Raw genomic sequence first — 19,852 nt, 5'->3', positions numbered from 1 at the left:
AATTTAGCCGGAGAACCGTAAATTAGATTCTTTAATTTTAATTCCGACCATGCGCGTATACCAGTTGCGGCATTATGAAGTAATGATGCCTGAAGAAAATAGTAAAGAAGCACAGCACCTGCTGTACTATGAAAGGCTTTGTTACGACCTCCTTACTGCGCATGCTATTAGCTTTTCGCACGCTGTGGAAGTGGTTAAGCTAAAAAATGGCCGCATAGAACAACGCCCGGGCCGTATTCATCGAATTTTAAGCGCCGCCGAAATTCCTCCGTTCTGTTTTATAGTTTGTAAAAACTAATACGCTCCCAAACGCTAATTTCCAGGTCCCACACTCTTTTTTTCGGGGGATCGGAGTATTTATAGTTGGCATTTTAACTAAGCCTTCCCCCGATGAAGTCGGGGTTGACGAGTTAACAAGGAAAAGATAAGCCCTGGCTTATTATCAGCTTTTGCACTTCAACAATAATCATTGAGCGCTCAATATTTCGCTATTCTCGTCTTTTTCTTACCCTTTTCCATTTCTAAGGCTTTATTTCCAACCTGCGCTCTCCCTAAAACCAGCAGACCAGAAAACCATTTCTGATGCTCCCCTTTTCGTATTACAGAACAATTTCAACAGCTCACAAACTGAATAAAACCCACTGCTAAAGCTTTAGCATTCCACCTAAAAGCTATCTCTCTACCACCTTTCATCCTGGGGTCATCCTGGGGTCATCTTAGGGTTATCCTGGGGTCATCTTAGGGTTTAAACCCCAAGATAAGCCTAAGAACACCTTAGCAATACCCTAGGAAGACCCTAAGATGAGAGGTAGCACAGACATAGGAATTTGAACCTCCAGGCACCTGCGCAGGGCTGGCTCATTTTTTCTGAGCCCGAATAAAACAACTGAGAACTAAAAACTGAGAACCAGGAACCGGTAACCTGGCGCCTGCCGCCTCTTACCGGGGCCCGCCAATTCTTTTTAGTTCCGAATAATTGAACTGAGAACAATGAGCTGTGAACTATGAACTGAGAACTATGAGCTAAGAACTTGAAACCTGTTATCTTTGCAGCCATCATTGAATTATTAAAATCACACACTGATCCATGACTATTTCCTATAACTGGCTTCACGATTATTTGCCGGTAACTATTGATCCCGAGCGGCTTAGTAAATTATTGACCTCTGTTGGTTTGGAGGTGGAAAGCCTGGAGAAATATGAGAGTTTGAAAGGCGGGTTACAAGGTCTGGTGATCGGTGAAGTGCTTTCGACCGAAAAACACCCCAATGCCGATAAATTAACCGTTACCAAAGTAAACGTGGGAGCGGGCGAACCGTTGCAAATTGTTTGCGGCGCGCCGAATGTGGCTGCCGGTCAAAAAGTAGTAGTAGCAACTGTGGGCGCCACCATTTACCCTAAAAAGGGCGATCCCCTTACCATGAAATTGGCAAAAATTCGTGGGGTTGAAAGCTATGGAATGATCTGTGCCGAAGATGAAATTGGCCTTAGTGAAGATCATGCCGGTATTATGGTTTTACCGGCCGATGTAAAAGTAGGCATCCCTGCCGCCGACTATTTCAAAATATACACCGACCACATATACGAAATAGGCCTTACGCCCAACCGTATGGATGCCATGAGCCACCGCGGTGTGGCCCGCGACGTTTGTGCGTTTTTGTCGTACCACGATCATAAAGACCTGAAAGTGGTAGCCCAGCCCATCGGCGATTTTAAGGTTGACAATAACAGCCTGCCCATTTCGGTTACCATCGAAAATACCAATGCCTGCCAGCGCTATGCCGGCGTAAGCATCAGCAACGTTACCGTAAAAGAAAGCCCCCAATGGCTGCAGGATAAACTGCGTGCTATTGGTCAGCGCCCTATTAATAATATAGTAGACATTACCAACTTCATACTGCACGAAACCGGGCAACCCCTGCATGCTTTTGATGCCGATAAGATCACCGGTAAAAAAGTGCTGGTGAAGAACCTGGCCGAAGGCAGCACCTTTGTAACCCTCGACGAAAAAGAAAGAAAGCTCAGCGCCGAAGACCTTATGATCTGTAATGGCAATAGCGAAGGCATGTGTATTGCCGGCGTGTATGGCGGCGCCACCAGTGGTGTAAGCAATGCTACGAAGAATATTTTCCTGGAAAGCGCCTGGTTCAACCCCGTTGATATTCGCAAAACCTCTTTCCGTCATGGTCTGCGTACCGATGCAGCTACCCGTTTCGAAAAGAATGTTGATATTAGTAATACCGTAAACGTATTAAAGCGTGCGGCCTTACTTATTAAAGAACTGGCTGGTGGAGAGATTGCTTCTGAAGTAGTGGATGTTTACCCCAACCCCAAACAGCAACCGCAGGTACAGTTGAAATACCAGTTCCTTAAAAAACTGAGTGGTAAAAGCTACCCGGCCGATGCGGTTAAAAAGATCCTCATTGCCCTGGGTTTTGAAATAGTAAAAGAAAGTGCAGAAGATATAGTGGTTACCGCCCCCTTCAGCAAACCCGACATTCATTTACCGGCCGATATTGTTGAAGAGATCATGCGTATTGACGGGTTAGATAATGTTGAAATACCCAATGCCATTACCATTTCGCCATCGGTAGAAACAAACCGCACCAAGCACATCTATCGCGAAAAAATGGCCAATTACCTGGTGGGCCTCGGTTTCAATGAGATCTTCACCAACTCTATTACCAATGCAGCTTACTTCGACGAGCAGGAACTGAACACAGCCGTTAAGCTGTTGAACAACCTGAGCGCCGATCATAATATTATGCGCCCCTCTATGCTGCAAACCGGCCTTGAGGCTATAGCGCATAACCTTAACCGCAAAAACAGCGACCTTCGCTTTTTCGAATTCGGTAAAACCTACAGCACGCAGGGCCCCGGCAAGTACAGCGAGCATGAACGTGTTTGCCTGTATGTAACCGGCCAGGTTACTGAAGATGCCTGGAAGGGGAAAGGCACGGCCGCCGATATCTTTTACCTGAAAGGCGTTGTGGCAAGAATATTGCAACTGACTGGCATCTCTAAAGCGGCCTTTGCCCCCATTACCGGTGCAGGCAACCTGGTGAACGCCCTGCAGGTAACTATAAATAAAGATGTTGTAGTAACACTGGGTGTGGTACCACCACAGGAACTGAAGCGGTTCGATATTAAACAACCGGTATTTTATGCCGATGTTGACTTTGAAATATTGCTGAAGCACATTTCCGCCACCTCTATAAAAGCAAAAGAATTACCTCGCCAACTGCCCGTACGGCGCGACCTGGCGATGGTAGTACCTAAATCCCTTCCCTTTGCTGACGTTGAGAACGCAGTAAAAAAAGTAAAACTCGACAAGCTACAGTCGATACAGCTGTTCGATATTTTTGAAAGTGAAAAGCTTGGGGCCGATAAAAAGTCCCTGGCGGTTAGCTTTACTTTCCTCGACGAGGAAAAAACGCCCACCGATAAAGATATTGACGGTATGATGAATAAAATTATGAATGCCCTGGAAACAACATTGCAGGCTGAGATCAGAAAATGATAAGGCCTGCGCCAGGCAAAAATTTGTTCAATGGAGGGATTACAGGACCAATTAAAACGGGTCACCGAAAAATTGCAGCAGGTGGTACAACGGTATCATTTGCTGCAAAAAGAGCACGAGCAATTGAGCAGGGAAGTGACTGCGTTGCGCGATAAAGAAAAAGCCCGTATTATACGTATAGATGAGCTGGAAATGAAAATGACGGCACTACAATCTGTTACCGTTCAGTTATCTGAACCGGAAAAGAAAGAAGTGGAAAAAAGAATTAACCGTTACATCCGGGAAATTGACCGGTGTATTGCCTTATTGAGCGAATAAGACCGTTCAAACCCGTTTTATGAGGCGCATTTTCATTTCATCTTCACCCTGGCTAAGCTCAAGGGTATATACACCATAGGGAAGATCGTTCAAACCTTTCCAGGTAACAGTTTTATCGCCTTGGGGTATGTTTGTTTCGAGCCGGCTACATTCGTAACCCCGCTCATCGCGAAGAATGGCTTTCAGACTGGATTGAATGGGCGCGATCAACTCCAGTGTCAGCGCGTCTATAAAGACGTTCGACCTAAGTTTAGCGAACATGTTAATCGTTTGGTTTTGGTGAGTAATCATAGAATACGCACAATTTGAATTTAAACCATCCAAAACGATCCTTTTGTAAAGTCCAGAAGTAGTCCCTGTGAAACGTGTGTGGATAAATATAGAACAAGCATTTCAAAATTGCAAGCGATGGCAGAATTAATTCCCATAAATGTATTGATAGGCGACAGAACCTACCGCATCAAGATAGAACCCAGCGATGAAGAAGTAGTACGGAAGACACTTAAGCTTATCAACGATAAGATCATTGAGTTCAAAACCACCTTCGCCGGAAAAGATATGCAGGACTATGTGGCCATGGTGGTACTGTGGTATGCCACCCAGCAAAAAGCAGCAGACAGCCAACCCCTGGTTGATAGCCAAACCGGCGAACAGCTACAAGCCATAGAAAAGCTGCTTGATAGAATGTTGGCTGAGTAAAGAACAGCCGTTACAGGTTCCATGTTTCGGGTTACAGGGAAATACAAGGGGTTCCCGGTTTCCAGACGCCTGTACGACAGGCCGATTACCAGTTGACAGTTTGAACGTTCAAGGCCCGGCAATCGGTAACCTGCAACATGAAACCTGAAACTTGCAACCTGCATTCCTTGAAACCTGGAACCAGCAACAGTTTTTTCCCTCGAAACCATTATCTTGTAACCGATAGCAGCAAACCCAGCCCGGTCCCTGGCAACCAGTAACTGGTAACCTGCAACATGTAACCTGAAACACAAACATAGAACCCAGATTAAACACCTTTGTACAATCAACATTATCAAATAACCAAATTCCCCATCTACAAATAACTGACTTCAAAATGCTTGCAGTAACGCAGCCTCTTTTTTTGTATTTTCGCACATTCACGTCTCACTATGGTAAAATTGCGAAGCATAGAGAGGATTGGAAACGTAGAATTCTTTAAACATGTAAAACTTAATGGAACAGAGTATGTTAACCGCTATAATAGGATTAGTGGGGCTACTAGCAGGTATAGTAGCAGGCAAATTCATATTTGCCCCAAACACTAAGAAGAAAATCGATGAGGCCGAAAGTCAGGCCCGCAAAATTGTTGCCGATGCACAAACGAATGCTGAAACCATCAAACAACAAAAACAGCTCGAGGCAAAAGAAAAATTCCTGGCCCTGCGCGCTGAATACGATAAAGAGGTGCTCGAGCGCAACCGTAAATTAGGCGAATCGGAAAACCGCGCCCGCCAGAAAGAACAGTCCATTAACTCAAAAAGCGACCAGCTCGACAAACAGATCAAAGAGAACGAAGCGATCAAAGATAATCTGAACCGGCAGATAGAAGTAGTGAACCTGAAACGTACCGAGTTGGAGAAACACCAGGAAGAACACATTCGCCGCCTTGAAAAAATTGCAGGTTTAACGGCAGATGAAGCTAAGAAACAATTAGTTGAAAGTTTAAAACAGGAAGCCCACACCCAGGCCCTGGCCCTTCAGCAGGAAATTGTAGACGATGCCCGTCAAAAAGCCAATAAGGAAGCCCGTAAGATCATTATTCAAACCATACAGCGTACCGCCGCTGAACAGGCTATCGAAAACTCCATCACTGTATTCAACCTCGAAAGCGATGAAATAAAAGGCCAGATCATTGGTCGCGAAGGCCGTAACATCAGGGCTATTGAAGCCGCTACCGGTGTTGACCTTATTGTTGACGATACTCCTGAGGCCATCATCCTTTCTTCTTTCGATCCCCTGCGTCGTGAAATTGCCCGTTTAAGCTTGCAACGCCTGGTTGCCGACGGCCGTATTCACCCCGCCCGTATTGAGGAAGTGGTTGAAAAAACCCGCCGCCAAATTGAAGAGCAGGTTATTGAAATTGGCGAACGTACTGTAATTGAATTAGGTATACATGGTTTACATAAAGAGCTGGTGCGTATAGTAGGTAAAATGCGCTTCCGTTCTTCTTATGGTCAAAACCTGTTAATGCACAGCCGCGAAGTAGCTAACCTGTGTGGTATTATGGCTGCAGAACTGGGCCTTAACCCCAAACTGGCAAAACGCGCCGGTTTACTGCACGATATTGGTAAAGTGCCCGATGAGGAATCAGAACTGAGCCACGCCCTGTTGGGCGCCAAACTGGCCGAAAAATATGGTGAGAACCCGGCGGTAGTAAACGCCATCGGCGCCCACCACGATGAAATGGAAATGCAATATGTGATCTCTCCTATTGTTCAGGCTTGTGACGCCATCAGCGGCGCCCGTCCTGGTGCACGTCGTGAGATCATGCAACAATATTTACAACGTATTAAGGAGCTGGAAAACCTGGCCATGGCGTATCAGGGCGTTGAAAAAGCCTACGCTATTCAGGCGGGCCGTGAGCTGCGGGTAATTGTAGAAGCTGAAAAGGTAAGTGACAATGACTCAGACAAGCTTTCTTTCGATATTGCCCAGAAAATTCAGACCGAAATGACCTATCCCGGACAGATTAAAGTTACCGTGATAAGGGAGAAGAGAGCCGTAAATGTGGCCAAATAATAAAAAAATGCAGTAAAATAGGGGTTTTTGGGAAAATAATAATTCAAAATTCGAAATATTAGTTACCTTTGCCCTCCCCAAAATTTGAATGTCATGAATGCAGCAGTTCAATTTGTACATGAGCAGTTGACAGGAAAAAAAGAGTTCCCGAAGTTTAAAGCGGGTGACAATATAACTGTGAACTATAAAATTATCGAAGGTGGTAAAGAGCGTATCCAGAGCTTTCGTGGCGATGTGATCAAACGCCAGGGGCAAGGTGGTACAGCTACCTTTACCGTACGCAAGATCTCCGATAGTATAGGTGTTGAAAGAACATTCCCTGTTTATTCGCCCAATATTGACTCTATTGAGCTGAATAAAACTGGTCGCGTTCGTCGTGCGAAACTTTTCTACCTGCGTGAGCGTAGTGGTAAAAGCGCACGTATTAAAGAAAAGCGCATGAATACTACAGCATCTGCGGTGGCTCGTTAACCACTTGTACATAAAACGACTTAAAGCGCCCCGAAGCATCGGGGCGCTTTTTATTTCCTTTTGTTAACCGTTAGCAAAAAGACGGGTTTCCCCTTAGCTCTACGTAATTTGTACCACATTTATACGTTGTACTATTCTAAAACACCGTAATTTTGTTTCTCTAACTATAAAAAAAGGTAAATCATGTTACTCAGTCTTAATAACTTGTTGTTCTTCTCAATGCCTGGTGGTAGTGAGTGGTTTTTGATCGTGCTGGCAGTATTGGTATTGTTTGGTGGACGTAAGATCCCTGAATTCATGCGCGGAATTGGCCGTGGTATTCGTGAGTTCAACGACGCCAAGAATAACGTAAAGAAAGAGATTGAAGACGGAATTAACGAGAAAGACGCTAAACAAACACAGGCGTCATCTACTACCCGCTAATTCACCCTTTCACATATATTTTTTTCTGCAACCGATTTGTGTTTCAAACCCGGTAACAACCATTGTTTAAGTATTCCTCAATAACGCAATATCACCAGGACCTGCTTTCTGGTACTACTACCTGTGTTCAGGCTGTTCAACACTACCTGCAACAAATAGATGCCCGCAAGCACCTGAACGCGTACGTAAATACTTATGCAGAAGAAGCACTGCAACGGGCCACCGAGCTCGATGCCAGTCGCCAGGCAGGAAAACCTACAGGCAAACTTCATGGTGTTGTAATAGCGCTGAAAGATGTTATTGCCTATAAGGACCACCCGCTTTCGGCCGCATCGCACATACTCGAGGGGTTTAAACCTGTTTTCAATGCAACTGCCGTAGAAAGATTACTGGCCGAAGAAGCCATAATTATAGGACATACCAACTGTGATGAGTTTGCCATGGGTTCAACCAATGAAAACTCATCATATGGCAAAGTGCTGAACGCCATCGACGAAACCCGGGTTCCCGGTGGTTCATCGGGCGGTTCAGCTGTAGCCGTTCAGGCCGACCTGTGTATGGTAAGCCTTGGTAGCGATACCGGAGGTTCCGTTCGCCAGCCGGCCGACTTCTGTGGCGTGGTGGGGCTTAAACCCACCTACGGTCGCATTAGCCGCCACGGTCTTATTGCCTATGCCTCTTCTTTTGACCAGATAGGTATTTTCGCCAACAATGTGCCCGATGTTGCCCTGGTGCTGGAAATTATTGCCGGTCCCGATGACTTCGACAGCACCGGCGCCCAGCAAAAGGTTGACGCCTACAGCGAACTTACTCCCCTGCCCGCCAAGCCGCTCAGGATCGCTTATTTTAAAGAGGCCTTGGAAAGCCCGGCGCTCGATAAAGAGATCAGGGATTCTATTCTGGAGTTCTCTAAAAAACTACAGGCCGATGGGCATACCGTAGAGCCTGTTGACTTCGAATTCCTCGACTTCATTGTTCCTGCCTACTACATTTTAACTACCGCGGAAGCCTCCAGTAACCTCTCCAGATACGATGGGGTAAAGTATGGACACCGCAATGTGAATAAAAATATTTCTTTAACAGATTTTTATTGTGCCACCCGGTCAGAAGGTTTTGGCTGGGAAGTTAAAAGACGCATCATGCTGGGAACCTTCGTTTTAAGCGCGGGATACTATGATGCGTATTTTACGAAGGCGCAACAGGTACGTAAACTGCTGGTTGATAAGATCAACCTGATCTTCAGCCAGTTCGATGCTATCCTTCTCCCCACAGCCCCCTCTACCGCCTTTAAGATTGGTGAAAAGACAGAGGACCCCATCAGCATGTACCTGGCTGACATTTTTACAGTATTTTCGAACCTCACTGGTATTCCCACCATCTCAATTCCGCTCTTTTGGCACAGTAATGGCATGCCTTATGGGTTGCAGATTATGACGAACCAATTTTCCGAGTTATATTTGCTCAGCCTGTCCGAACAATGGATGGCAAAGTTCAGAACCGCCGGCTAAATGAAAAGCCTAAACCCCTTCGACCCCCGGTCTTAGCTCTGAACATAATCTCCAACAATCCTTAAGAAGACTTCATCCGTTTCATCCTGTGTAGAACATCGTTCTATAATCCATACCCCCGGGTCGATCATCTTCATTTTTTAATCAACGATGATGAAACGAAAACTTTTTATGTCGGGTATTTTAGGCCTGGGTGTATTATGCATGGCATACAGTACTAACCACGGAATAGCGCAGAACACCGCACCTGGTGGAAAAAAGCTCAACAAGATTGTTCTTTCGCAGCAATTCGAGTTCCCTGGAAAAGTAGAAAATGACTCCGCAGATCCCCAGGAAGAAGACCTAAACACAGCATTTACGCTGGGTTACAATTCCGCTAATGGCATCCGTTTAAATCCCCGCGCAATTAAATTCGTGCAGGACTATATGGAGCAAAACGGCGAAGACCTTCGCAAAATGAAGGGCTGGGCCAAGCCGTATTTTAATATGATGGATGGTGTATTGAAGAAATATGGCCTTCCATCCGAATTAAAATACCTGGCCGTTATTGAATCTGAATTAAAATCTACCGCCACCTCATGGGCAGGCGCTGTGGGTCCCTGGCAGTTAATGCCACAAACCGCACGCGACCTTGGCCTAAAGGTGAACCGCAACATTGACGAACGCCGTAACTATACCAAAAGCACCCATGCAGCCGCCAAATATTTGCGCGACTTGTACAGGGAGTTCAACGACTGGTTACTGGTAATTGCGGCTTACAACGGCGGACCAGCTAACGTATACAGCGCCATCAAAAAATGCCAGGGTAGCCGTAACTTCTGGAACCTGCAGTATTACCTGCCGGCCGAAACCAGAATGCACGTGAAGAAATTCATTGGCACCCATTATATCTTTGAAGGCCAGGGCAGCGTAACCACCCTTACCAAGGCCGAGGTTACCGAACAACTGGGTGTAACAGCAACCTACCTCATCAATCGCCGCTTAAGCACCGATGAGTTGGCCAATGTAAAAAGCATGGAAGTATCGGGCAAATATTACTCAGCAGCCATTGTAAAGAACATTATGATGGATGTAAACGAGTTTAACCGCTACAATCCAAACTTCGATGCTATCATGAGCAGCAACGACAACGCCTATGAACTAAAGCTGCCAAACGATAAAATGGAGCTGTTCATAGCGAATAAATATATTATTCTCAATGAGAGTGTGCAGATGTTGTTGAGTGGCGCTACAGTAGTTAAATAAAGAATTCAGATCTCGTTATTTATTATGCCCCGATGTTTCGGGGCATTCTTATTTTAAGCCCCTAACACCTTCTTTATTGCTGCCGCCTTTAACAAACACTCCTCATATTCTTTTTCGGGATCGCTGTAAAACGTAATGGCCGAACCGGCCTGAAAGGAAAGATATTTACTGGCAGCATTATACATAATGCTTCTGATAACTACATTGAAGTCGAAATCGCCTTCGGGTGTAATGTACCCTACGGCACCGGAGAAAATGCCACGGCGGGTTTGCTCGTATTGCTCTATTAATTCCATCACCCGCTTTTTGGGTGCACCAGTCATAGAGCCCATGGGAAAGGTCGCCTTTATGGCTTCAATAAAATGAATATCGCTACGCAGCCGCCCACTAACGGTGGAGATCATTTGATGCACCTGCGGAAAACTGTATATACCAAATAACTCTTCCACCTTTACCGATCCTTCTTCACAGATCTTCGACAGGTCATTACGAACCAGGTCAACGATCATCACATTTTCCGAACGGTCCTTGGCACTATTATACAAATGCGCTGCGCTTGCTGCATCTTCGCCAATATCGTTCAGGTTTCGCTGTGAGGTTCCCTTTATGGGTTGTGAAAATATACGATCACCTTCCTTCTTTATATATCGCTCGGGACTGGCGCATAACAAATACCGCTGCCCGGTTTTATAATAGGCAGCAAAGGGATTGGGCGAGGTATTACTTAATGCACAATACACCTGCAGTGGATCTATATCAACATTTTCAGCAAAGAATTCCTGGCAAAAATTGATCTCATAACAATCGCCACGCAAAATATGCTGTTGCAATTGCTTAACAGTTCGAATGTATTCTTCGCTGCTAATGCGGTTATTGATGGGTGTGGCAAGGTTGTGGGCCGGCAATACCGGCGCTTGCATATTACATATTTCATGAAATATGCGTTCATGACGGGCATCAAAAGCGCCTATCAGCAACTCCTGCCCGTTTAATTGCAAAACAACTTCGGGAACAAAAAAACAAAGGTCGGGGAAGCCAATACCATCGGTATTTGCACTGGTAAGGCCATCGGTCTCGTTTTTAAGATCATAACTTAAATGACCGAATAACCAGTCGCCATATTGTTTGTACAACGCCTGCAATTGATCAAATGCAGTACCAGCCGCAATGGCAAGGGTTTGTACAGCCCCTGCCGCAGCCATGCATTCAATACTATGGTGCGGTAAATTGTATTGCTGGTTATCGAGAAAACAACAAATGTTGAACTGGTTAACCCAGCTCAACATTTGTAATTTGGTTCGCTGAAGATCAGCGACGGGAAATGATATGAATTGTCTGCGCACTGTGGAAACAGGGTGAGCAGTAATAGAAGTAACCACTAAAAGTCCTCCTCATCATCGTCGAAGCCGCGATCATTGAAGAGATCAAGGTCTTTGAACTCATCGTCGACGCCGAGATCATCGTCGTCGCCTTTGCCTTTTTTACCTCCACCTCCAGCTGATCCGCTACTAGCTTTCTTTCCCTTTGATTTGGGCAGATCGAATTCTTCGAAATCAGGATCCCAATCTTCATCTTCTTCGGGTTTATCCCAATCATCCACTTCATCATCAAGATCCTCATCATCGTCGTCATCGTCATCACCCTCTTCATCAGATTTCTTAGAAGAAGTTTTACCGCCTTTCTTAGCGGCCTTCGGCGTTTCTAACTCTTCATCTTCCAAGTCTTCATCATCCTCATCTTCTTCTTTCTTAGGTTTAGATGAGGCCTTTTTCGGAGTTTCCTTAGAAGACTTTGGTGCAGAGTCTCCGCCGGTCTTTTTTTCCTTGTCAGATTTTGCTGCCATTGTCTGGTAAGATTATGTGTGTAAAATTTCGGCGAAGTTTTTAATTCGCCAAATATTTTCAAAACAATTTTTCAATCAACAATTCGAAATGAAAACTACTGAATTTCTATCAATTGTTCACGTCCCGGACCATTGGAAATATAATTTATATTCACACCTAAATATGAATTAATAAATGCTACATATTCCTTCATGGTTGCGGGCAATTCACTAGCCGCTCTAAACTTGTCAGTAGCCGTTTTCCACCCCTTAAAGCTTTTCAACTCAGGAGTAATTGACATTCTTGTCATTTGGAAAGGAATCTGATCTGTCTTTTTATCACCTACATTGTAAGAAGTACATACCTTAAGCTCATCAAAGGCATCCAGTACATCGGCTTTGGTCATAACCAGTTTGGTAACACCATTCACCATACAGGCAAAATTTAGGGCTACCAGGTCAATCCAGCCACAACGACGGGGACGGCCTGTAGTGGCGCCAAATTCATTACCAATGCGACGGAGCTCTTCGCCCATGTCATCGTGTAATTCTGTTGGGAATGGACCGCTACCTACGCGTGTGCAATAAGCTTTGGTAACACCAATCACTTCACGGATCTTTTGTGGTGCAACGCCTAAACCGGTACAAACACCAGCAGAAATGGTATTTGATGAGGTTACAAAGGGGAATGTACCAAAGTCAACATCGAGCATGCTACCTTGTGCACCTTCAGCTAAAACTTTTTTGCCTTCTCTTATCTTCTCATTGATAAAGTATTCACCGTTCACGATCTTGAATTCTTTCATAAACTCAAGCGCTTCGAAGAACTCTTCTTCCCAGGCGGAAATATCTTCATGGAAGTTAAGACTATCGAGCAGTTTCTGATGCTTTAAACGCAAACGAATGTATTGCGTGGTAAAGCTTTTATCTAACAGATCACCTACTCTTAAACCGTTACGGCCTGTTTTATCCATGTAGGCAGGTCCAATACCTTTTAAGGTAGAACCGATCTTATCATTTCCTTTAGATAATTCAGAAGCCTTATCCAACGCGCGGTGTGTTGGCAGTATAAGATGTGTTCTTTCTGAAATAAATAAATTTTTGCGGTAATCGATGCCAAACGCTTTTACCGTTTCACATTCCCTTCTTAAAGTAACCGGGTCAAGTACAACCCCATTACCTATCAGGTTAATTGTGTTCTCATGAAAAATACCCGAGGGTATTTGATGCAGAACAACTTTTTTATCGTTTACATATAACGTATGGCCTGCATTGGGACCACCCTGAAAACGGGCAATAAGATCGTAGTTGGGTGCAAAATAGTCCACGATCTTGCCTTTGCCTTCATCGCCCCATTGAAGACCTAATAAAACATCAACCATTATTAAATATTTGAATAATTTGTAGCAAACGGGGGCAAAAATAGGACTTGCAACCCAAATCACGGAATTGAAATTCCAAGAACCAAGCTCCAAGAACCAAAAAATAAATTCCTACGCAAATACCCAATCTCAAGATCCAGGCTCCAAAGATCAAACCCTATACTTAAAATACAGGACCCAAATAAATAACAAATCCTAATGTACAAACCTAAAGAATCTTTAAACCAATAGACAATTGACAATAGGAAATTGGCAAATGCCTAACTGTTAAAGGCTTACAACAAAACCCAGCACCTTAAATAGTTTTAAGATTTTAGACTTTTTAATTTTTTGGATCTTGAAATTTGAGATTTGTAATTTCTTTGGAACTTCGGAATTTGTGATTTGTGATTTACTGCTGCTCGGTATCGTACCGGTCAACCGTTTCAATGCCAGGCAGTTTCTTCAGGCTGTTCACCAACTCGTCAAGCTCCTCCTTATCATGCACATACACCCTGATATTACCGTGGAACAATCCTTCCCTGGCTTCAATGGTCATGGCATTGATATTGATCTTCATTTCGCCCGAAATAAGGTTGGTGATCTTATGAATTACCCCCACATCATCAAGTCCAATGATCTTTAAACCGGTGAGGAACGATATTTCCTTATTCTTAGCCCATTTGGTTTTTACCACCCGGTGCCCGTATTGGCTCAACAACCTGGTGGCGTTGGGGCAATTCGTTCTGTGAATGGTTAAACCCTTACCGGTGCTTATAAAACCAAATACGTCGTCCCCGGGAATAGGTTTACAACAATTGGCCAGCGTGTACATGATCTTATCGCTGCTTTCGCCAAAGATGATCAGTTCGGCATCTTTCTTACTTGGTAAGGCATGAACAGGATCGGGCTTTACCTCGGGCTTTATTGGCTTGGGTGGCTCCAGCTTATCGCCCAGTACATGAAACTCGCTCAACTCTTTTAAGTCAATACCTTTTATAGATATCTGATAATACAGGTCGAGCGGTGATTGTAATTTATAAAATGAAGTGAGTATATCTACATTATGCTGGTTAAAGGCCGCACCCATGTTCTCTACCTTCCGCTGCAACACATATTTACCTTCATCGGCCACCTTTCTTTTTTCTTCTTTCAGCGCATCCTTGATCTTGCTTTTGGCCTTGGCGGTAACTACTATATTCAGCCAGTCTTCATTAGGCTTTTGCTTGGCGCTGGTAATGATCTCAACCTGGTCGCCACTGCGTAGTTTGTGGCTTATAGGTACCAGTTTATGGTTTATTTTGGCGCCAATACATTTTGAACCTACCGCACTGTGAATCGCAAAGGCAAAATCGAGGGCGGTACTATTTACCGGCAGCATCTTTACATCGCCCTTGGGCGTATATACATATATCTCCTCGGCCAGGAAACTGGTCTTAAAGTCGTGTAAAAAGTCGATAGAGTCGCTGTCCTGGGTATTGAGTACTTCGCGTATCTGCTGAAACCATTTGTCGAAGCGGCTTTCATCGGCCGTACCTTCTTTATATTTCCAGTGGGCAGCCAGGCCCTTTTCGGCAATCTCATTCATACGGCGGGTGCGCACCTGTACTTCCACCCATTTACCCTGTGGCCCCATCACCGTAGTGTGCAGGGCTTCGTAACCATTCGATTTGGGATTGCTTAACCAGTCGCGCAAACGTTCGGGCGAAGGCGTATACTCATCGGTGATCACTGAATATATTTTCCAACAGCCTTCTTTTTCCAGTTCAAGCGGAATATCTAAAATAACCCTGATGGCGAACAGGTCGTATACTTCCTCAAAAGCCACCCCTTTCTTCTTCATTTTGTTCCAAATGGAGTGTATGCTTTTGGGCCGGCCATATATTTCAAAAGTATACCCGGTTTTATCGAGCTTTTCTTTAATAGGCTTTATGAACTCATTTATATACCGCGAGCGCTCGCGCTTTGTTTCTGCCAACTTGCGGGCTATTTCCCTGTAAGCCTCCGGCTCCAGGTACTTCATGGCCAGGTCCTCAAGCTCGGTCTTAATGGTATATAAACCCATACGATGGCTCAACGGCGCATATACATACACTGTTTCAGAAGCGATCTTTAACTGCTTTTCGCGCTTCATACTGTCGAGCGTACGCATGTTGTGCAGGCGGTCGGCCAGCTTTATTAATATAACGCGGGGGTCATCAGTAAGAGTAAGTAAGATCTTTTTAAAATTCTCAGCCTGCGCCGATGCATTTACGTCAATAATATTAGAGATCTTGGTCAATCCATCAACAATGCGGGCTATTTCGTTGCCAAACTCCCGCTCAATATCCTCAAGGGTTACATCGGTATCTTCAACTGTATCGTGTAAAAGCGAACAAATGGTAGAACGTACACCCAGGCCTATTTCCTCAATGCATATGCGGGCTACGGCCAGGGGGTGAAGGATATAAGGTTCCCCGCTTTTGCGGCGCATGGTCTTATGCGCATCGGCGCTCATTTCAAAGGCGCGGCGGAGCAATTCTTTGTCGCCAGGTTTTAATTTGGGTTTAAGAAGCTTTAATAAAGCCCGGTACTCACGAAGTATTAGCTTTTTTTCCTGCTCTTCATTTAAATTATATTTCGGTATCACAGCAACAGAATCCATAGTTAACGAATTTACGTAAAAATGCCCTATGTTTGCACCCCCAAAAGAGATCGCAAGTTCTTAGTTTATAGTTTTAAGCCCGGGCTTCAGCGCCCAACTTAATAATTAAAAACTAAACAACTAAAAAACCGAAGAACTTAAGGGAATTAGAAAATTTGATCTTAGTTTTGCGACCCACTTAATGAGCGCATGTGGTGAAATTGGTAGACACGTCAGACTTAGGATCTGATGCCGCGAGGTGTGGGGGTTCGAGTCCCTCCATGCGCACCAAACAAAAAGCTTCCTGATGCATCGGGAGGCTTTTTTGTTTTGAGGTCATTTCTATCATCAATATAGCTGATTGTAAGGAAATTGCAAATATTTTTTTAATACGAGCACCATTTTAAGCTTACTTTATATTCCAACCTCTACCTACTTTTTTATTTTCTTTTTTATTTTACACCGCCACTATGCAGGAACATAAATTCTGGTCAACAAAAGGCGGCAAGGTATTATCAGTATTACTCCGCTATTTATGGAAGGGCATCCGTTATGCCCTGAAATAAAACCCATTAACCCTCCCTGGCCTAACAATTGTCATATTATGGCCTGATGTTTATTACGCCCCACTTCGTCAAACTTGTTAACTTTATAAAGCATTAACAATTACTTGTATGAATACCATTCTAGTGCCGGTTGATTTTTCACCCGCCTCCCGCAATGCCACTATTTATGCAGCAGAGCTGGCCAAACTGTTTAATGCCCGCCTACTGCTTTTCCATGCGTATATGTTACCTACCCCTATCAGCGAAGTACCTTACGCCATGGTAACGGTAGATAACCTGCAAAAAGAAAATGAAGACCTTATAAGGAAGGAGGCTGCCTGGCTATCCGAACAATACGGCCAGGAGGTAGAGTGGCTGGTTCGCATTGGAATTGCTTCCGATGAAATAAAGAACCTTAATAAAGAAAGGGAAGTAAGCCTTATTGTAATGGGTATGAAGGGCGCTGGCGGACTGGACAAGATGATTGGCAGCACTACCACCAACGTGGCGCGCAAAGTAAAAACGGCCGTACTGGTAATACCGCACGACACTACGTATACCCCGCTAAAACATATTACTTACGCCAGCGATTTCAGCTACAAAACAAGTGTAGAGCTCTTCAACCCGCTGATAGAACTGTGCCGCGCCTTTAGGGCCAAAATACATATACTGTATGTACGCCAGGGCCACGCAGGCGACTCGGAACAGGAGCTAACCGGTAAAAGAAGCAATGAAATTATTTTTGAAGCCTGCGACCACGAATACGCCATTATTGAAGAACCATCTGTAAATCAAGGAATTAACCGGTATTTACAACAGCAAAAAAGCGAAATGCTGGCTATGGTAGCCCATAAACACACCTTTTTGGAGCGATTATTTTCGAAAAATCACACAACCGCAATGGCTTATGAAACCCATGTGCCTTTGTTAATTTTACAGGATAAAGATTAACGAAATACTATCTCAGACTAGTTTTGACCGATTTGCCTGTTTACGTTACCTTTGCAACCCAATTTAAAAAAAAGCGCTATGGCAACAGTAACCAGAGAGAATATCGGCCTGCTGAATGATAAGATTACCATAAAAGTAGCCGGTGCAGATTATCTGCCTTCATTTGAAAAAGCACTCAAAAATTATAGCAAACAAGCCAATATACCAGGTTTCCGCAAAGGCATGGTACCTACAGGCATGATCAAAAAGATGCATGGCCAGTCGGTATTTGCCGATGAGGTTATCAGAACCGTTGAAAAAGAACTGGGTACCTATATGCAAAACGAAAAGCTGGAGATCTTCGCCCAGCCTTTGCCCGTTGCCACTGAAACAGCGCCCAAGCTCGACATGAACAACCCTGTTGAGTATGTGTTCGATTTCGAAGTTGGCCTGAAACCTGCTTTCAATGTAGCCGACCTGTCGAAAGAAAAAATGACCCGCTACAAGGTAACCGTAACCGAAGAGATGATCAATGAAGAAGTTAACCGCCTGCAGGTACGCCACGGTAAACTGGTTGATCGCGACGCCGTAAGCGAAGATGAAAATGTACTGAACGTTACTTTCACCGAAACCGATGCCAATGGCAACGAAATTGAAGGTGGTATTAAAAAAGACAACTCTTTCCTGGCAAAATACTTTGCTGCAGATTACCGTGCTAACATTACCGGTAAAAAAGCAGGCGATGTATTGAACTTTCAGTTGAACAAAGCCTTCGACGAAAAAGAAAGAGAGTGGGTACTGAGCGACCTGGGCCTCGACAAACACGACGAAGCTGCTGCCGCCAAATTCTTCAACATGGCTATTACTAAAGTTGGCCTGGTTGAAAAAGCTGAACTGAACGAAGAGTTCTTCAAAGCAGTTTATCCTAAAAAAGAAGAGATCAAAACTGAAGCTGATCTTCGCAATGAAATAAAATCAGAAATTGAAGGTTACTGGGATAAACAAACGAAAAATCATTTACAACACGAAGTTTACCACGTGTTGGTTGACCATACGAAAATAGATTTCCCCGAATCATTCCTGAAACGTTGGATGCAAACCGGTGGCGAGCAACCTAAAACACAGGAAGAAGTTGAACAGGAGTATCCTACTTTCGTTAACCAACTGAAATGGACCCTCATCATCGACAAGCTGGTTCAGGAAAACAATATCGAAGTAAAGAACGAAGACATTGAAGCCTTTGCCAAACAACAATTATTCGGCTATATGGGTATGAGCATGCAGGAAGATGAACAACCCTGGATCGCTGAGTACATTACCCGTATGATGAAAGACCGCAAGTTTGTTGAAGATGCCTACCATCGCATTCAAACTGAGAAAGTGTTTGACCTGGCTGAATCTAAAGTAAACGCTACTGAAAAACCAGTAACAGTTGAAGAGTTCAGCAAAGAAGCAGAAAAGCACCAACACCATCATCATTAATGAGAAATGAAGAACAGAGAAATGACAAATGAGAAAGTGAAAATGCAGTAACACTCTGTTATTAAATAAGAACCCGGATTTTGATACTCCATGTATTCAAAATCCGGGTTTTGCTTTATACCTGAATCACCGCTTTATCTTATAAATTTTGTTCTTACAATAGTTGGTATTACCAGTGAGTTACTATGGCGTTACCATGGAGCTGATAGGGTGTTGCATCGCTATAAGGTCGCTATAATATCGCTATAAGGTCACTATAAGAACGCTGTAACGTCAGGCTTCATTTCTCATTTCCCTCCAGCAACCCGCCCAACGCATCCAGTTTCTGGCTCCAAAAACTATGATACTGGGTAACCCAGTCAGATACTTCCTTCAATTTATTGAAATCAACCTGGCAGTACCGTTCGCGGCCCTGTTGTTTAATAACTACCAGCCCACATTGGGTAAGTATTTTTATATGCTTTGAAATAGCAGGGCGGCTTACCTGGAAGTTCTCTGCTACCCCATTAAGCGTAAGGGCCTTATTGGCCAGTAAACCAATTATTTCGCGCCTGGTTGGGTCGGCAATGGCCTGAAAAACATCACGACGTAACGTACTCATTTATGTAACTATTCGGTTGCAAAATTATATGTAACCATCCGGTTAGCAAAACAATAACCAGCGGCTAAAACAATGAGTTGTTTTACAAATAATTATGTACCACAGGATCAGGTATTCAATTACTTTGTAAACATAACATAACAAATTGATTGAAAGCTCCTTGTATAAGCGCCTGAGCAATAATAAACCTTTGTATATTCCGTTTATTATATCTATCTTTTTCTATCCATTTTCATTAACCCT

17 protein-coding genes and 1 tRNA gene are annotated in these 19,852 nt (G+C 44.1%); 12 read left to right on the top strand and 6 right to left on the bottom strand.

The window, feature by feature from the left end:
* Window positions 1–49: 49 nt before the first annotated feature.
* The 3 genes from GGD38_RS25565 to GGD38_RS25555 all read left to right on the top strand — a co-directional run bounded on the left by GGD38_RS25565 (window position 50) and on the right by GGD38_RS25555 (window position 3,838).
* The gene (locus GGD38_RS25565; protein WP_375296762.1) at window positions 50–298 is read left to right on the top strand and encodes a hypothetical protein; all 249 of its coding nucleotides are present in this window, start codon (window positions 50–52) and stop codon (window positions 296–298) included.
* 789 nt (window positions 299–1,087) lie between these two features.
* Window positions 1,088–3,520 (top strand): phenylalanine--tRNA ligase subunit beta, encoded by a 2,433-nt coding sequence (gene pheT / locus GGD38_RS25560; RefSeq protein ID WP_375296763.1) that lies wholly within the window; start codon window positions 1,088–1,090, stop codon window positions 3,518–3,520.
* A 30-nt stretch (window positions 3,521–3,550) separates the two neighbouring features.
* Complete coding sequence (locus tag GGD38_RS25555) at window positions 3,551–3,838, top strand: hypothetical protein (RefSeq protein ID WP_375296764.1); 288 nt, start codon at window positions 3,551–3,553, stop codon at window positions 3,836–3,838.
* Between the two features lie 6 nt (window positions 3,839–3,844).
* Here the strand turns inward: GGD38_RS25555 and GGD38_RS25550 are convergent, their stop codons facing one another.
* Complete coding sequence (locus tag GGD38_RS25550; protein ID WP_375296765.1) at window positions 3,845–4,099, bottom strand: hypothetical protein; 255 nt, start codon at window positions 4,097–4,099, stop codon at window positions 3,845–3,847.
* Between the two features lie 147 nt (window positions 4,100–4,246).
* Between GGD38_RS25550 and GGD38_RS25545 the strand changes: the two genes are divergently transcribed.
* From GGD38_RS25545 to GGD38_RS25520, 6 genes are all read left to right on the top strand, one after another.
* Window positions 4,247–4,537: a cell division protein ZapA gene (locus GGD38_RS25545; RefSeq protein WP_375296766.1), complete on the top strand. Its 291-nt coding sequence runs from the start codon at window positions 4,247–4,249 to the stop codon at window positions 4,535–4,537.
* 507 nt (window positions 4,538–5,044) lie between these two features.
* Window positions 5,045–6,598 carry a ribonuclease Y gene (gene rny, locus GGD38_RS25540; protein WP_375296767.1) on the top strand — a complete coding sequence of 518 codons (1,554 nt, stop codon included), beginning with the start codon at window positions 5,045–5,047 and terminating at the stop codon, window positions 6,596–6,598.
* 93 nt (window positions 6,599–6,691) lie between these two features.
* The gene (gene rplS, locus GGD38_RS25535; RefSeq protein ID WP_375296768.1) at window positions 6,692–7,069 is read left to right on the top strand and encodes a 50S ribosomal protein L19; all 378 of its coding nucleotides are present in this window, start codon (window positions 6,692–6,694) and stop codon (window positions 7,067–7,069) included.
* Between the two features lie 183 nt (window positions 7,070–7,252).
* On the top strand, window positions 7,253–7,492 hold the full coding sequence (locus GGD38_RS25530; protein ID WP_375296769.1) for a twin-arginine translocase TatA/TatE family subunit: 240 nt from the start codon (window positions 7,253–7,255) through the stop codon (window positions 7,490–7,492).
* Between the two features lie 62 nt (window positions 7,493–7,554).
* Window positions 7,555–9,000, top strand: coding sequence for an Asp-tRNA(Asn)/Glu-tRNA(Gln) amidotransferase subunit GatA (gene gatA, locus GGD38_RS25525; protein WP_375296770.1), 1,446 nt, complete (start codon window positions 7,555–7,557; stop codon window positions 8,998–9,000).
* Between the two features lie 153 nt (window positions 9,001–9,153).
* The gene (locus GGD38_RS25520; RefSeq protein ID WP_375296771.1) at window positions 9,154–10,245 is read left to right on the top strand and encodes a lytic transglycosylase domain-containing protein; all 1,092 of its coding nucleotides are present in this window, start codon (window positions 9,154–9,156) and stop codon (window positions 10,243–10,245) included.
* Between the two features lie 53 nt (window positions 10,246–10,298).
* On the opposite strand, the gene GGD38_RS25515 is transcribed toward GGD38_RS25520, so the two are convergent.
* The 4 genes from GGD38_RS25515 to GGD38_RS25500 all read right to left on the bottom strand — a co-directional run bounded on the left by GGD38_RS25515 (window position 10,299) and on the right by GGD38_RS25500 (window position 16,072).
* The gene (locus GGD38_RS25515) at window positions 10,299–11,531 is read right to left on the bottom strand and encodes an anthranilate synthase component I family protein (RefSeq protein ID WP_375296772.1); all 1,233 of its coding nucleotides are present in this window, start codon (window positions 11,529–11,531) and stop codon (window positions 10,299–10,301) included.
* A gap of 92 nt (window positions 11,532–11,623) precedes the next feature.
* Window positions 11,624–12,088 carry a hypothetical protein gene (locus GGD38_RS25510; RefSeq protein WP_375296773.1) on the bottom strand — a complete coding sequence of 155 codons (465 nt, stop codon included), beginning with the start codon at window positions 12,086–12,088 and terminating at the stop codon, window positions 11,624–11,626.
* Window positions 12,089–12,183: 95 nt separating this feature from the next.
* Window positions 12,184–13,449 carry an adenylosuccinate synthase gene (locus GGD38_RS25505; RefSeq protein WP_375303904.1) on the bottom strand — a complete coding sequence of 422 codons (1,266 nt, stop codon included), beginning with the start codon at window positions 13,447–13,449 and terminating at the stop codon, window positions 12,184–12,186.
* Between the two features lie 391 nt (window positions 13,450–13,840).
* Complete coding sequence (locus tag GGD38_RS25500; protein WP_375296776.1) at window positions 13,841–16,072, bottom strand: RelA/SpoT family protein; 2,232 nt, start codon at window positions 16,070–16,072, stop codon at window positions 13,841–13,843.
* Between the two features lie 185 nt (window positions 16,073–16,257).
* On the opposite strand from GGD38_RS25500, the gene GGD38_RS25495 reads away from it, so the two are divergent.
* The 3 genes from GGD38_RS25495 to tig all read left to right on the top strand — a co-directional run bounded on the left by GGD38_RS25495 (window position 16,258) and on the right by tig (window position 19,008).
* Window positions 16,258–16,342, top strand: a tRNA-Leu gene (locus GGD38_RS25495).
* 383 nt (window positions 16,343–16,725) lie between these two features.
* A complete protein-coding gene (locus tag GGD38_RS25490) occupies window positions 16,726–17,547 on the top strand; it encodes a universal stress protein (protein WP_375296777.1) in 822 nt (273 codons plus the stop codon).
* A gap of 78 nt (window positions 17,548–17,625) precedes the next feature.
* Window positions 17,626–19,008 carry a trigger factor gene (tig, locus tag GGD38_RS25485; RefSeq protein WP_375296778.1) on the top strand — a complete coding sequence of 461 codons (1,383 nt, stop codon included), beginning with the start codon at window positions 17,626–17,628 and terminating at the stop codon, window positions 19,006–19,008.
* A 280-nt stretch (window positions 19,009–19,288) separates the two neighbouring features.
* On the opposite strand, the gene GGD38_RS25480 is transcribed toward tig, so the two are convergent.
* Entirely contained in the window at window positions 19,289–19,609 is a 321-nt protein-coding gene (locus GGD38_RS25480; RefSeq protein ID WP_375296779.1) for an ArsR/SmtB family transcription factor, read from the bottom strand.
* Between the last annotated feature and the right edge of the window lie 243 nt (window positions 19,610–19,852).

The sequence above is a fragment of the Niastella sp. OAS944 genome (assembly GCA_024809215.1).
In the GTDB taxonomy this organism is placed as follows: Bacteria; Bacteroidota; Bacteroidia; order Chitinophagales; family Chitinophagaceae; genus Niastella.
This window is presented reverse-complemented; position numbering and strand designations above follow the sequence as displayed.

Excerpts from the sequence above, each read along its gene's own strand:
- GGD38_RS25565 (WP_375296762.1), top strand. The coding sequence starts at position 50 with ATGCGCGTATACCAGTTGCGGCATTATGAAGTAATGATGCCTGAAGAA.
- pheT (WP_375296763.1), top strand. The coding sequence starts at position 1,088 with ATGACTATTTCCTATAACTGGCTTCACGATTATTTGCCGGTAACTATT.
- GGD38_RS25555 (WP_375296764.1), top strand. The coding sequence starts at position 3,551 with ATGGAGGGATTACAGGACCAATTAAAACGGGTCACCGAAAAATTGCAG.
- GGD38_RS25550 (WP_375296765.1), bottom strand. The coding sequence starts at position 4,099 with ATGTTCGCTAAACTTAGGTCGAACGTCTTTATAGACGCGCTGACACTG.
- GGD38_RS25545 (WP_375296766.1), top strand. The coding sequence starts at position 4,247 with ATGGCAGAATTAATTCCCATAAATGTATTGATAGGCGACAGAACCTAC.
- rny (WP_375296767.1), top strand. The coding sequence starts at position 5,045 with ATGTTAACCGCTATAATAGGATTAGTGGGGCTACTAGCAGGTATAGTA.
- rplS (WP_375296768.1), top strand. The coding sequence starts at position 6,692 with ATGAATGCAGCAGTTCAATTTGTACATGAGCAGTTGACAGGAAAAAAA.
- GGD38_RS25530 (WP_375296769.1), top strand. The coding sequence starts at position 7,253 with ATGTTACTCAGTCTTAATAACTTGTTGTTCTTCTCAATGCCTGGTGGT.
- GGD38_RS25520 (WP_375296771.1), top strand. The coding sequence starts at position 9,154 with ATGAAACGAAAACTTTTTATGTCGGGTATTTTAGGCCTGGGTGTATTA.
- GGD38_RS25515 (WP_375296772.1), bottom strand. The coding sequence starts at position 11,531 with ATGTTGAGCTGGGTTAACCAGTTCAACATTTGTTGTTTTCTCGATAAC.
- GGD38_RS25510 (WP_375296773.1), bottom strand. The coding sequence starts at position 12,088 with ATGGCAGCAAAATCTGACAAGGAAAAAAAGACCGGCGGAGACTCTGCA.
- GGD38_RS25505 (WP_375303904.1), bottom strand. The coding sequence starts at position 13,449 with ATGGTTGATGTTTTATTAGGTCTTCAATGGGGCGATGAAGGCAAAGGC.
- GGD38_RS25500 (WP_375296776.1), bottom strand. The coding sequence starts at position 16,072 with ATGGATTCTGTTGCTGTGATACCGAAATATAATTTAAATGAAGAGCAG.
- GGD38_RS25490 (WP_375296777.1), top strand. The coding sequence starts at position 16,726 with ATGAATACCATTCTAGTGCCGGTTGATTTTTCACCCGCCTCCCGCAAT.
- tig (WP_375296778.1), top strand. The coding sequence starts at position 17,626 with ATGGCAACAGTAACCAGAGAGAATATCGGCCTGCTGAATGATAAGATT.
- GGD38_RS25480 (WP_375296779.1), bottom strand. The coding sequence starts at position 19,609 with ATGAGTACGTTACGTCGTGATGTTTTTCAGGCCATTGCCGACCCAACC.